Origin of the sequence: Pseudoxanthomonas sp. LjRoot125, from assembly GCF_964252705.1 — a bacterium.
Classification (GTDB): Bacteria; Pseudomonadota; Gammaproteobacteria; order Xanthomonadales; family Xanthomonadaceae; genus Pseudoxanthomonas_A.
In genome coordinates this window covers 42,349-54,712 of the sequence record NZ_CAXUOY020000001.1, presented here as the reverse complement: position 1 = coordinate 54,712, position 12,364 = coordinate 42,349, and the positions used below count along the sequence as shown (strand labels likewise).

Annotated in this window: 11 protein-coding genes; 4 read left to right on the top strand and 7 right to left on the bottom strand. The window is 68.6% G+C overall.

From position 1 onward, the window contains the following. Positions 1–26 precede the first annotated feature (26 nt). Complete coding sequence (locus ACSION_RS00250; RefSeq protein WP_435304338.1) at positions 27–980, top strand: HPP family protein; 954 nt, start codon at positions 27–29, stop codon at positions 978–980. Between the two features lie 15 nt (positions 981–995). On the opposite strand, the gene ACSION_RS00245 is transcribed toward ACSION_RS00250, so the two are convergent. Next, a complete protein-coding gene (locus ACSION_RS00245; RefSeq protein ID WP_435304337.1) occupies positions 996–2,048 on the bottom strand; it encodes an alpha/beta fold hydrolase in 1,053 nt (350 codons plus the stop codon). A gap of 188 nt (positions 2,049–2,236) precedes the next feature. Between ACSION_RS00245 and mddA the strand changes: the two genes are divergently transcribed. Next, positions 2,237–2,995, top strand: coding sequence for a methanethiol S-methyltransferase (gene mddA, locus ACSION_RS00240; protein ID WP_435304336.1), 759 nt, complete (start codon positions 2,237–2,239; stop codon positions 2,993–2,995). On the opposite strand, the gene ACSION_RS00235 is transcribed toward mddA, so the two are convergent. The 3 genes from ACSION_RS00235 to ACSION_RS00225 form a co-directional block, all read right to left on the bottom strand. Then, on the bottom strand, positions 2,979–6,110 hold the full coding sequence (locus ACSION_RS00235) for a discoidin domain-containing protein (RefSeq protein ID WP_435304335.1): 3,132 nt from the start codon (positions 6,108–6,110) through the stop codon (positions 2,979–2,981). The two genes, mddA and ACSION_RS00235, sit on opposite strands and share 17 nt — an antisense overlap. A 135-nt stretch (positions 6,111–6,245) precedes the next feature. After that, positions 6,246–6,623: a hypothetical protein gene (locus ACSION_RS00230; RefSeq protein ID WP_435304334.1), complete on the bottom strand. Its 378-nt coding sequence runs from the start codon at positions 6,621–6,623 to the stop codon at positions 6,246–6,248. Between the two features lie 20 nt (positions 6,624–6,643). Further along, a complete protein-coding gene (locus ACSION_RS00225; RefSeq protein WP_435304333.1) occupies positions 6,644–7,669 on the bottom strand; it encodes a DUF2272 domain-containing protein in 1,026 nt (341 codons plus the stop codon). A gap of 160 nt (positions 7,670–7,829) precedes the next feature. Here ACSION_RS00225 and ACSION_RS00220 point away from each other — a divergent pair, with 160 nt between their 5' ends. After that, positions 7,830–8,807 carry a polysaccharide deacetylase family protein gene (locus ACSION_RS00220; RefSeq protein ID WP_435304332.1) on the top strand — a complete coding sequence of 326 codons (978 nt, stop codon included), beginning with the start codon at positions 7,830–7,832 and terminating at the stop codon, positions 8,805–8,807. Positions 8,808–8,908: 101 nt separating this feature from the next. Continuing rightward, positions 8,909–9,151 (top strand): hypothetical protein, encoded by a 243-nt coding sequence (locus ACSION_RS00215; RefSeq protein WP_435304331.1) that lies wholly within the window; start codon positions 8,909–8,911, stop codon positions 9,149–9,151. Here ACSION_RS00215 and ACSION_RS00210 read toward each other — a convergent pair whose 3' ends face one another. The 3 genes from ACSION_RS00210 to adh form a co-directional block, all read right to left on the bottom strand. Next, positions 9,152–9,550, bottom strand: a complete 399-nt coding sequence (locus ACSION_RS00210) for a DUF779 domain-containing protein (RefSeq protein WP_435304330.1) — start codon at positions 9,548–9,550, stop codon at positions 9,152–9,154. Positions 9,551–9,572: 22 nt separating this feature from the next. Next, positions 9,573–10,601: an alcohol dehydrogenase AdhP gene (gene adhP / locus ACSION_RS00205; protein ID WP_435304329.1), complete on the bottom strand. Its 1,029-nt coding sequence runs from the start codon at positions 10,599–10,601 to the stop codon at positions 9,573–9,575. 125 nt (positions 10,602–10,726) lie between these two features. Then, positions 10,727–12,256, bottom strand: a complete 1,530-nt coding sequence (gene adh / locus ACSION_RS00200) for an aldehyde dehydrogenase (RefSeq protein ID WP_056879093.1) — start codon at positions 12,254–12,256, stop codon at positions 10,727–10,729. Positions 12,257–12,364 lie beyond the last annotated feature (108 nt).

The window sequence follows — 12,364 nt, the reverse complement described above, 5'->3', positions numbered from 1 at the left end:
CGGCGCCTGCCCTCTCGCTGCCGCTTATGAGCCCTCACTCCCGCCTGACCGAGTTGCGCCTGTTGCTGGGCATCGAGCGCAACACCACTCGCCATGGCGAGAAGTGGATATCGGGCATCGGCGCGTTGCTGGGCATCCTGGCGGTGTACGGACTGACCCGCTGGACGTTTCCGAGTGACGCCGCGTCCGCCGTCGGCGGCGCGCTGATGGTCACCTCGATGGGTGCGTCTGCCGTGCTGCTGTTCGCTGTGCCGCAGGGCGCGTTGTCGCAGCCATGGGCCGTGGTGGGCGGACACCTGCTGTCCGCCTTCATCGGCGTGAGCTGCCAGAAACTGTTCCCCGGCCACGCCTGGACCGCCGCCCTCGCCGTGGGCCTCGCGGTGCTGGGCATGTACTACCTGCGCTGCATCCATCCGCCCGGCGGCGCCACCGCCCTCGCCGCGGTGATCGGCGGCCCCGATGTGCATGCCCTGGGCTACGGTTACCTGCTGATGCCGATACTCATCAACGTCGTGGCCATCCTGGCCATGGCCATCGCCTTCAACGCGCTGTTCCCGTGGCGCCGCTACCCGGCCCACCTGCATCGCCGTCGCCTGGCCTCGCGCATCACCCAGCCCGCGCAGCGCCAGTTCGAACTGACGCAGGAAGACTTCTCCGCGGCGATGGAGCAACTCAACTCCTACGTCGACATCACCACCGAGAACCTCACCGAACTGCTGGAGCTCGCCAAGCAGCACGCCGAGCGCGACATCACCCACCCCGACGCGATCCTCCGCGGCCGCTTCTACAGCAACGGCAAACTCGGCCGCTTGTGGAGCGTGCGCCACGTGCTGGAAGGCGAAGGCCCGGCACTCCAGTACCACGTCGTAGCGGGCGAACAAACGGGCAACACGGGGACGAGCAGCCCCGACGAGTTCCGACAGTGGGCGCGCTTCGAAGTAGTGCTGCAGGACAATGGGCGGTGGGTGATTGCGGGATAACGCGGTTCGTCCCCCTCAATCCGTCTCCGCCCCGCGCAGCAACGCCATCGCCTGCGTCCGCGATTGCACGCCCAGCTTCTCGTAAATGCGGGTGAGCGTGTTGCGCACGGTCTTGTCGCTGATGAAGAGCGACGCGGCGATCTGCGCGTTGGTCTTGCCGGAGACCAGCGCCGCGACGATCTCGCGTTCGCGCGCGGTCAGTACATTCAAGTGCTCCTCGCCACGTGGCGCGCCGCCCAGGAATGCGAGCGCCTCCTGGCGGAAGCGCTCCCATGCCGGTTCGTGTTCCAGCAGTACGTGGTTGCGCGAGTCCAGCTCGACGAAGCGTGCACCGGGAATGCCAGCGGCGAGCAACCGGCCCTCCTCCAGCGGCACCACGCAATCCTGTCGCGCATGCAACACCAGGGTCGGTGCGGTGACTTGGCTGAGTAAACCGGTGACGTTGAGGTGCGCACGCGCTTCCAGCAGCGCGCCGGCCGCCTCGGCCGTGGTGGTGATGCGGGCCAGTTCGTTGAACCAGCGCACCTGCGCCTCGGTGGCCTCCGGAATGAAGCGCGACGTGAAGACCTGGCGGAACACCGGGTTCTGGTCCGTCCAGCCGACGCGTGCGATGTCGATGATGGCGCGGTACAGCCGTGCCGCTTCATCGTCGTCGCGTTCGTAAGGGCCGCGCGCGTACGCGCCGTACAGCAGCAGCCTGGACACGCGCTGCGGATGCTTCACCGCATAAGCCACGCAGGCCGCGGCGCCCTGCGAGATGCCCATCAACGCGAACGGTTCGCGCAGGTCCGCGGCCTCCACCACCGCCTCCAGGTCGCCGAGCCAGTGGTCGAGCGTGAGGCCGCGCGCATCGCCGCCGCTCATCCCGCAGCCGCGTTCGTCATAGCGGAGCAGTCGGTAGTGCTCGCCGAAGAACCGCGACCAGTGGCGCCAGATCGGGCTTTCCAGATCGTATTCCAGGTGGCTCAGCCAGTTGGCCGCCTTGACCAGCACCGGCCCGTTGCCCAGCGACGCCCAGGCCAGGCGCGCGCCATCGCCGGTGGTCAGGTAGCGGATCGCCTGCTGCATGCAGCCATCCCGATGGGGAGCCGGTCCGCAGTGTAGCCGGGACATTGCTCCCCTGCGGTGCGTGCGCGGGGCCACACGTCGGGACATTGCTCCCCTGCCGGCGAGGTGGTGCAGGGCGGACGATGGCGCATCCCCTTCCAGCGCCTTCCACGGTCCCCCGGCCGTGCAGCGCACCCCGTGAGGTCATCATGAAACGTACCCTGATCCTGCTCTACGGCGTGGTTTGCTACGCCGTGTTCTTCGCCACGTTCCTTTACGCCATCGGCTTCATCGGCAACCTGTGGGTGCCGAAGGGCATGGATGCCGCACCGACGGCGCCCTTCGCCACCGCGCTGCTGATCGACCTGGGGCTGCTGGCCCTGTTCGCCGTGCAGCACAGCGTGATGGCGCGACCCGCCTTCAAGCGCGCATGGACGCGGTTGATTCCCGAGTCCGCGGAACGCAGCACCTACACGCTGATGTCCAGCCTCGCGCTGATCCTGCTGTTCTGGCTGTGGAGTCCGCTGGGGGGCATGGTATGGGAGGTGCGGGACCCGACGGCGCGCGCCGTCCTGTACGCCGTCTACGCATTCGGCTGGGCGCTGTTGCTGTACACGACGTTCCTGCTCAACCACTTCGACCTGTTCGGCCTGCGCCAGGTCTGGCTGCAGTTCCTAGGCCGGCCTTACACGCACCTGCCTTTCCGCACGCCCACCGTCTACCGCTGGGTGCGCCATCCGTTGTATGTCGCTTGGCTGCTGACGTTCTGGGCCACCCCGACGATGACCATGACGCACTTGCTGTTCGCGGTGATGACCACGGTCTACATCCTGCTCGCGATCCGCTGGGAAGAGCGCGACCTGGTTGCCGCGCTGCCGGAGTACGAAGACTATCGCCGGCGCGTGCCGATGCTGGTGCCGGGAACGCGCCGCTCGAGTGGATCGCCGGTGCTCACCAGGTCGCAGTGAGTGCTTTGAATGGCCGGGCCACGCGCACGCCTTGATCGTCGAAGTCGCTCACCACCTTGCCGTCCACGGTGACCCGCGACGGCTTCGTGCGGTTCGGCCAGCTGACTTTCAACGCGGTGTCCTTGCGCAGGCCCGGGCCCAGCGTGATGCGGAGCGTCTGGCCCTGCTGCCGCGCGGCCATCGCCAGCGTGCCGTAGGCCGTTGGTAGGCCATCCACCCGCAGGCCGTCGCCGGCCACCCACGCGGGCGGCGTGCCCGGCAGCAGCGACAGCGCGTCGTCGCCTTCGTGCATCAGCATGCCGAAGATTGAGCGCGCGTATTCCGACCCGATCCACGTATGCGGCATGTCGCCGAGGTAGATCGCGTGGCGCGCATCCGAATACACCACTTCCGCCAGCACCTGCCACGGTGCGGGGCGGCGGTGGCCGAGGAAACGCATTAGCAGCTCGTGTGCTTCCTGCGGACGGTTGAGGTGCACGTAGGTCAGCACGTTGCGGATTTCGTACGGCGTGTAGGCATACAGCGCGCCGGGCGTGTCGCGCTTGCGCACCTCGTCGAGATAGCGGTCGAAGGTGATCTTCAATGCATCGGCCGGCATCACGTCCTGCTGGCCGGCGGGGTCCAGGCCGATCGACAGGCTGGTCGGATCGCTGCCGCCCATGTCGGCGTCGGCGGGCACGTAGTCCACGTCTTTCCACTTCATCGTCGCGCGCAGCGACGCGGCCATCGATGCGCGCAGCGCGGCGTACTGTTCACGCGCCCACGCGGCGGTCTTCGCATCGCCCCACTGTTCGGCCAGCCACGCGCCGTCGTGCCAACCCTTCAACGCCCAGTAGTCGTCCCAGTAGCTGTGGGTGGGGACGGGATAGCCCTCGTGGCTGATCGACGGCGCGAGGATGCCGTGGAAGCGTTCCGGCGACGGCTGGTCGGCGAGATAGCCGGGCACCATCGTGCGTTCGCGCAGTTCCTGCATGAACTTCATCGCGCGCGTCACCTTGTCCTGGTAGTCGCGCACGCTGCGCGCACCGCCATCGAGACGCGCGAGTTCGGCCACCAGCCAGATGAACTGCCCTTGGCTGTCGTACTCGATGTCGGAACCGAACCCCGTGTTGACCGAGCCGTCGTCGTTGAGGATCGGCGACACCAGGCCGTTCTCGTGCACGGCGTGTCCCGCGTACCACTGCAGGTAGTCGCGCGCCGTCTTCGGCATGCCCATGCGCACCAGCGTGGCGGCGGTGGCGGCGCCGTCGCGGATGAAGGAGCGGTTGTAGTTGCGCGGCCCGGGTTGCATGGCGTGGCCGCTCTGGTTGATCAGCATGTACGCCGCCTGCGCGCGCAACATGTCGACCAGGGATGCATCCGGCAGCGACAGGCCGATGCGGCCCAGGCGCTTCTGCCAATGCACGGCGACCTGGTCGGCGAGCCTGTCGAAGGCGCCTTCGCCGGTGAGTCCCGTCATGTCGATCGCCGGTGCGGCCGGCAGCGGTTTGGCGGGATCGATGCGCGCATCGCCGAGGGCGAACGCGATGACGATGTCCTGCGTCGCGCCCGGCGCCAACGCCACGTCGTAGCCGAGCTGGCCGGCGGCCAGGCCCGTGTCGTCGTGCGCCTGCTGCGCATCCGGCAGCGCGTTCGCCATCAGCAGGCCGGTGATCTCGCCTTCGCCATGCGCACCGAAGGCCGATGCGGACGCGCGTGCCACCGGCGTCAGCGACTGGAACAGCGTGCGCCCGTTGACCGCCACCTGCGCCGCATCGCCGCTGCCGACGGTGATGTCGCGGATCGGCGACGGTCCGCCGTTCTGCCACGGCGGGCTGACCTGCATCGGCCGCGTCAGCAGGTTGAAGCTGCCGGCGACTGGCGTGGTGCCGGTGTTGCGCAGGCGGTAGCGGACCAGCGTCACCGGCGCGCCGCGCTGTTCGAGCGCGATCGCCGCCGTCGTCAGTTCCAGGCCGGGCTGTGGCGACCACTGCACGGTCGGCATCGGCATCCAACCGTCGCGCAGGGTGTGGGTGATGGTGGTGTCGGCATTCGCCGCGCTCGCGCGACCGCTGGCGTCGCGCCACACCGGCTGCACCAGCGGCGCGCCCTTGAAGGCTTCGACATGGCCGAATTCGTCGAGCACCGACTTCTGCCGGCCCGCGGGAATGCCGACCGCCGTCCAGTACACCTGCTGCTGGTGCAGCGACGACGGGAACAGCGCACGGTGTTCGCGCGAGGCCGCGAGTTCGTAGCGCTTCATCGCCGTCATCACCCGCTTCGGGCCGATCAGGCGCAGGCGCTGCAGCGTGGGCGCCTGCGCGGCCTGGCCGCGCACGCTCAAGCGCAGCGCGGACAGCGTGCGAGCCTGGCTGTCGGCGAGGAACGCGGTGCTGCCGTAAGCGTTGGGGTCTTCCGCCAGCACGATCCAGCGGTCCGAGCCTGATTCGCGGCCTTCCAGCTTCGCCGCACGCGGCGTGTCCTTCCACGCCACTTCCAGGCCGGCCACGGACAGCGGCTTGGGCAGGTCGATCTGCAACTGCCGCATGCCGTCGGCCGCGGGCTTCGCATTCATCGCATGCGCCTCGCCGGCATCGGACCACAGCGCGGCGGCATTGCCGCTCACGCCCGTGATGCGCGGTGTCTCGCCACCGGCGTACGGCTGGAACTCGAATACCGACACGCCCCAGTCCGCCGAGCGGTCCGGCGCGGTCAGGCGCAGGTAGCGCGCCTGCACGGTGGGGAACACGTCGTACTCGATGCCACCCACGCCATCGCGCGTCTCGAACGCGGTGCGCCAATGTTCGCCGTCGTCGGACGCCTGGATCGAGTACGCGCGCGCGCCGCCCCATTCCCAATGCAGTTCCACCGCGCCGACAGAGACGCGCTTGCCGAAATCCACCTGGTACCAGTGGCCGGGCGAAAACGCGCCGCCCCACTTGGTCGCCGAGTCGCCATCGATGCCCTTGGCCGGGGCCATCTCCACCGTGGTGCTGGCCGAACTCGTCGCCTTCCACGCCGTGCGCGGGGGCAGGGCGTCGGCCGAACGGGCCAGGGGGCTGATCGCCGAACCCATCGCCAGACCGAGCAACGCGAGGGCCAGGGGCGGGCGGACCGCGGGCACGAAGGGGGTCATGGCGGAGCTCCTCAAGGCAGGCCATGCAGGCCGGGGGGAGCGCCGGATACTAGGGATGAAAACGTTTACATGCTAGTTGCAGCGCACGAATCGCCGCTGATCGCCGTGCGTTGCACGCAGCTCCACTGGCCGCGCTTACGGGGCGCGATGCAGCCCGTGCTCGGCCTGCTCGCAGACCACCAGGGTGTGCGGCTCGGAGACCGTGCCGGTCGCCCGGACGCGGTCGCCGGCCTTCAAGGCCTGCACCTCGTCCGGCGGCGGCGCCTTGCACAGGTTCCAGCGGGCCGGCAGGTGGACGTCGACGTTGCCGGCCGGTGTGGCCAGGGTGACCACCGCGCTGCCGTCGTAGGTCCACGGCGTGGTGTCGACGGTGGCGACCTGCCCTTCGACCGTGGCCTGCTGGCCCACGGTCCATCTCGGTGCGGCGGGTGTGGTGGTGCACGCCGCCAGCGACACGCAGGCGGCGAGGGCAGTGGTGAGGCGGACGGTCGATGCGGTGGTGCGTGGCTTCATCGAGGACTCCGGGGTGCGGCTCAGGGATTCGTGGTGGGCTCGCTGGTGGCGGGTGCGTCGGCCGGGCACCGTGGCACGCCCGAACCGATCACGCAGTTCACGCAGCACGACGGCCGTTCCGGCGACGCCTCGGGTGCGTCCTGCACCGGCGGCAGGTACCCCGGGAGTTTGGCAAGTTCCGCCGGCGATTTGAGGCGCAGGATCGCCGCCCAGTCCTGGCGATTCATGTTGCAGGCAGCTTCGTTGTCCGGCGCGCACAGCGTGCCGTCGCCGATCCGCAGCGGCAGCCCGCCCCAGAATTCGCCGTTGCGGTTCAACGGGAGCATCCGCATCGTCACGCTCTGTTGCACGTTGCCGCCGATCGCGTACGCGGTGCTGTCGTTGTTCGGATTCACCGCCACGACGATGTCGCAGTGCATGTCGAGTGAACTGCCACTGCGCAGCAGCGGCACCAGTCCTTCATGGCCGAACAGTCGGCTGTACTGGCGCACGTAGCAGATCAGGTCGCCGACCGCCGGCTTGGCGTGGGCCACGTCGATCACGTCGAAGGCGTTCGTCGCGGGCTGCTGGTAGGCGGCCTGCACGTAAGTGAAGTGGCGACTGGAACCGCGGAAGCCCGGCACCCTGGCTTCGCGCATCACCCACGAGATGAAGGCGGCCGACCACGGCGTGTCCACCACGAAGCCGCGGCAGGCCTCGGCCTGCGGGCCGGTCGCCGAGGCGTACAGGCAGTCGGTCGCGCCGCGGCGGTGGCCGATCGCGCCGAGCAGGCCGCTGTCGCGCCAATAGCGCACCACGCGCTGCCAGGCACGGTCGTCGCCGATCGACAACAGCGACGACTCCGCTTCCATCATCGGCGCGTTCGCCAGCTTGCCTTCCCGGTCGATGAAGGGGCGATACCACGTCAGGTGCTCGCGGCAAGCCACCGCGGCGATGCGGGTGGCGACATCGGACGGCGTCTGCTGGGCCAGCTGCGGGCAGGGGTCGGCCGCACGCGCGGCGAAGGAAGACAGCAGCAACAGGGGCAGCAACAGCCATGCACGCATCAGCAAGTCCTTCGGGGTCTGTGATCTTTCTTACGCATCATGCCGCATCGGCAGGACAGGACTTCGTCATGCGGCCTGAAGGTCTGGCATGGGTCGGGCCGTTGCCGGGTGTCGCGGGGGCTGGCTAAGCTCGCGGCTCTTCCTCGGGATGTTCCTGCCAATGCGGCCACTGCTTCGCATGCTGTCTGCCCTCTTCCTGCTCGCGTCATCGCTGGCGGCGCACGCAGCCGAACCCGATCGCCGCATCGCCATCACCATTGACGACCTGCCCTGGCAGCGCATGGACAAGACACCGGCGGCGGAGGTGCAGGCGCGCCATGCGCAACTGATGGCGCAGCTCAAGCAGGCCAGCGTGCCGGTGGTGGGTTTCGTCAACGAAGGCAAACTGGAGGTCGACGGCCAGGTGCAGCCGGCGCGCGTGGTGATGCTGGACTACTGGCTCGACGGTGGTTTCGAACTCGGCAACCACACGCACGGCCATGTCGACCTGCACGCCGTCGGGTTGCCCGCATTCCAGCGGGATGTGCTCGATGGCGAGCGCGTGCTGCGTCCGCTGATGGCGAAGCGCGGACAGGTGCCGCGCTGGTTCCGCCATCCCTACCTGCGTGCCGGGCGCACGCCGGAAGAGCGGGCCGCCCTGTCCACGTTCCTGCGCGAGCACGGCTACCGCATCGCGCCGGTGACCGTGGACAACGGCGAATGGGTCTGGGCCTTCGCCTATGCGAACGTGCTCGACGGCCAGCCCGATACGCCCGAGCGCGCCGCCACGCTGGAACGGCTGAAGCGCGGCTACATCCCCTACATGCTCAACAAGGTCGACTACTACGAACAGCAGTCGCAAGCATTGCTCGGCTACGCGCTGCCACAGGTCTGGCTGCTGCACGCCAACGAGCTCAACGCGGTCGCGTACGCGGAGCTCGTGGCCGGCGTGCAGCGACGCGGCTACCGCGTGGTGACGCTGGACGAGGCGATGCGCGACCCCGCCTACGCACGCGGCGAGGAAGGGTACAACGGCCGCTACGGCCCCAGCTGGTTGCATCGCTGGGCGATGGCGGAGAAGAAGCCGAAGGAGTTCTACGCCGGCGAGCCGGTGGTGCCGGGATGGGTGCTGCAGCTGGCGGGCGTGGAATCGGAATAGCTGGCCCCGGAGATACGGTTTCCGCGTTGGTCGGAATGGACCAGGATAGGCCGGACCGCATGCCAGGCAGGGGCGCGACGTGATCGAGCCGGAGAGAGTGCATGCAGAAGAAAGTGGACCTGTCGACGTGCCGGGGGCACTTGGTGGAAGTGGTAATCGAGCGGCCCGACGACCAGCATCCCTGGTCGCTGGCGGTGCGCGTGCGCGACGCGCAGGGCAGCGCGTGGAGCGCGCCCTGGCGCGAGGGCGAGCCGCACTATTTCACGTGCCACGATGCGCTGGCGGCGGGCAAGCAGCAGGCGGTGCGGATGATCGGCGCAGCGGACGCGGTCGATCCCGGCTGATCAGGCGCGGCCGGCGGCCTGCAGCGCAGCGAACTCGGTGTCGTCGAACAGCCGCGACCGCACCAGAAAGCGCACGCCTTCGCCATTCTCCAGCGAGAACATGCCGCCGCGGCCCGGCACCACGTCGATGATGAGCTGGGTGTGCTTCCAGTATTCGAACTGCGCGGGGCTGATGTAGAAGTCGGCACCGCCGATCGCACCCAGCCGCACGTCGCGATCGCCGACGATGAAGTCGCCCACCGGATAGCACATCGGCGAGGAGCCGTCGCAACAGCCGCCGGACTGGTGGAACAGCACCGGCCCGTGCCGTGCGCGCAGCGTGTCGATCAGCTGCAATGCCGGCAGTGTCGCGATCACCTGCAGGGGAGGGGTGGCTGCAGGGGGCGGCGCGTCGGTCACGGGCGGTGCCATCCGGGGAGCGTCAGGCGGCGAAGTCGAGCACGATGCGGCCTTCGATCTGGCCGGCATGCATGCGGGCGAACACCTCGTTGATGTTCTCCAGCCGGTCCGTCGCCACCGTCGCGGCCACCTTGCCCATGGCGGCGAACGCCAGCGACTCCTGCAGGTCCAGCCGCGTGCCCACGATCGAGCCGCGCACCGTGACGCCATTGAGCACCATGCCGAAGATGTCCAGCGGGAACTGCCCCGGCGGCAGGCCGTTGAGCGACACCGTGCCGCCGCGGCGGACCATGCCGATGGCCTGCTCGAACGCTTTCGGCGAGACCGCGGTGACCAGCGCACCATGCGCGCCGCCGATCTCCTTCTTCAGGTAGGCCACCGGATCGGTGGTCTTCGCGTTGACGGCGACGGTGGCGCCGAGGCGGCGTGCGAGGTCCAGCTTCGCGTCGTCCACGTCGACCGCCGCCACGTTCAGCCCCATCGCCTTCGCGTACTGCACGGCCATGTGGCCGAGCCCGCCGATGCCGGAAATCACGACCCAGTCGCCCGGCTTCGTGTCGGTGACCTTGAGGCCCTTGTAGACGGTCACGCCGGCGCAGAGCACGGGCGCGATCTCGACGAAGCCGACATTGTCCGGCAGGTGGCCCACGTAGCCGGCGTTGGCCAGCGCGTACTCCGCGAATCCGCCGTTGACCGAGTAGCCGGTGTTCTGCTGCGTCTCGCACAGCGTTTCCCAGCCGCCCAGGCAGTGCTCGCAATAGCCGCAGGCCGAGTACAGCCACGGAACGCCGACGCGGTCGCCTTCCTTCACGTGGCTGACGCCGGCGCCCACGGCCACCACGTGGCCGACGCCTTCATGGCCGGGGATGAAAGGCGGGTTGGGTTTCACCGGCCAGTCGCCTTCGGCGGCGTGCAGGTCGGTGTGGCAGACGCCGCAGGCTTCGATCTTGACCAGGATGTCGCCGGCCGCAGGCCGCGGCACCGGGACTTCCTCGATCACCAGCGGCTTGCCGAATTCCCGCACAACGGCGGCCTTCATGGTGCTGTCCATCTGCTGCTCCTGTCTTTGTCCGAAGAACCTCCACCGTACGTCGGTGGCGATGCGGGCACGTTGATTCCGATCAATCCAGCATGGCGTCGCGCGGCCGCCCGTCGGACGGCCGCGTGCGACGGGCGTCAGAAGAAGCCCAGCGCCTTCGGCGAATAACTCACCAGCAGGTTCTTGGTCTGCTGGTAGTGGTCCAGCATCATCTTGTGGTTCTCGCGGCCGATGCCCGACTGCTTGTAGCCGCCGAACGCCGCGTGCGCCGGATAGGCGTGGTAGCAGTTCGTCCACACGCGACCGGCCTGGATCGCGCGGCCCATGCGGTAAAGGCGCGACGCGTCGCGGCTCCACACGCCGGCGCCCAGGCCGTACAGGGTGTCGTTGGCGATGGCGAGCGCTTCGGCTTCGTCCTTGAACGTGGTCACCGACACCACCGGCCCGAAGATCTCTTCCTGGAAGATGCGCATCTTGTTGTGGCCCTTGAACACGGTGGGCTTCACGTACCAGCCGCCGGCGAGGTCGCCGTCGAGCGCGTTCTGCTCGCCGCCGATCAGGACTTCCGCGCCCTCCTGCCGGCCGATGTCGATGTAGCTCAGGATCTTCTCCAGCTGCTCGCCCGAGGCCTGCGCACCGATCATCGTGTTGGGGTCCAGCGGATTGCCCTGGACGATCGCGGCCACGCGCTTGAGCACGCGCGCCATGAACGCGTCGTAGATCGACTCCTGGATCAGTGCGCGCGACGGACAGGTGCAGACCTCGCCCTGGTTGAACGCGAACAGCACGAAGCCCTCCACCGCCTTGTCGAGGAAGTCGTCGTCCTCGGCCATCACGTCGGCGAAGAAGATGTTCGGCGACTTGCCGCCCAGCTCCAGCGTCACCGGGATCAGGTTCTGGCTGGCGTACTGCATGATCAGCCGGCCGGTGGTGGTCTCGCCGGTGAAGGCGATCTTGGCGATACGCGGATTGCTGGCCAGCGGTTTGCCGGCTTCCAGGCCGAAGCCGTTGACCACGTTGAGCACGCCGGGCGGCAGCAGGTCGCCGATCACTTCCATCAGCACCAGGATCGAGGCCGGCGTCTGTTCCGCCGGCTTCAGCACCACGCAGTTGCCGGCGGCCAGCGCGGGCGCCAGCTTCCAGCAGGCCATCAGCAGCGGAAAATTCCACGGGATGATCTGCCCGACCACGCCCAGCGGTTCGTGGAAGTGGTAGGCGATCGTGTCGTGGTCGATCTCCGCGACGCTGCCTTCCTGCGCGCGGATGGCACCTGCGAAGTAGCGGAAGTGGTCGACGCACAGCGGGATGTCGGCGTTGAGCGTCTCGCGGATCGGCTTGCCGTTATCCCAGGTCTCGGCGTGGGCGAGCAGGTCGAGGTTCTGCTCGATGCGGTCGGCGATCTTCAGCAGCACGTTCGCGCGCTCGGTGGGGCTGGCCTTGCCCCAGGCATCCTTCGCGGCGTGCGCAGCGTCCAGCGCGCGCTCGATGTCGTCGGCGTTGGAACGCGGGATGCGGGTGAAGACCTTGCCGTTCACCGGGCTGGCGTTGTCGAAGTACTGGCCGGAGGCCGGTTCCACCCACGCGCCACCGATGAAGTTGGCGTACTGGCGCTTGAAGATGGCGGATGGATCGACCGCTTGCGGGCGGGGCGTGGCGACTGCGTTCATCGGTGGTCTCCCTGGAAGTCAGTGGGCCCGGTTGGGCTGCGACCGTCCGACGCAGGGCGCGTGCCAACAAGATGTGCTGCATCGCGTCACGACGTGGAGCGAAGCGCG

Coding starts and splice junctions, on each gene's coding strand:
- ACSION_RS00250 (WP_435304338.1), top strand. CDS start 27: ATGAGCCCTCACTCCCGCCTGACCGAGTTGCGCCTGTTGCTGGGCATC.
- ACSION_RS00245 (WP_435304337.1), bottom strand. CDS start 2,048: ATGCAGCAGGCGATCCGCTACCTGACCACCGGCGATGGCGCGCGCCTG.
- mddA (WP_435304336.1), top strand. CDS start 2,237: ATGAAACGTACCCTGATCCTGCTCTACGGCGTGGTTTGCTACGCCGTG.
- ACSION_RS00235 (WP_435304335.1), bottom strand. CDS start 6,110: ATGACCCCCTTCGTGCCCGCGGTCCGCCCGCCCCTGGCCCTCGCGTTG.
- ACSION_RS00230 (WP_435304334.1), bottom strand. CDS start 6,623: ATGAAGCCACGCACCACCGCATCGACCGTCCGCCTCACCACTGCCCTC.
- ACSION_RS00225 (WP_435304333.1), bottom strand. CDS start 7,669: ATGCGTGCATGGCTGTTGCTGCCCCTGTTGCTGCTGTCTTCCTTCGCC.
- ACSION_RS00220 (WP_435304332.1), top strand. CDS start 7,830: ATGCGGCCACTGCTTCGCATGCTGTCTGCCCTCTTCCTGCTCGCGTCA.
- ACSION_RS00215 (WP_435304331.1), top strand. CDS start 8,909: ATGCAGAAGAAAGTGGACCTGTCGACGTGCCGGGGGCACTTGGTGGAA.
- adhP (WP_435304329.1), bottom strand. CDS start 10,601: ATGGACAGCACCATGAAGGCCGCCGTTGTGCGGGAATTCGGCAAGCCG.
- adh (WP_056879093.1), bottom strand. CDS start 12,256: ATGAACGCAGTCGCCACGCCCCGCCCGCAAGCGGTCGATCCATCCGCC.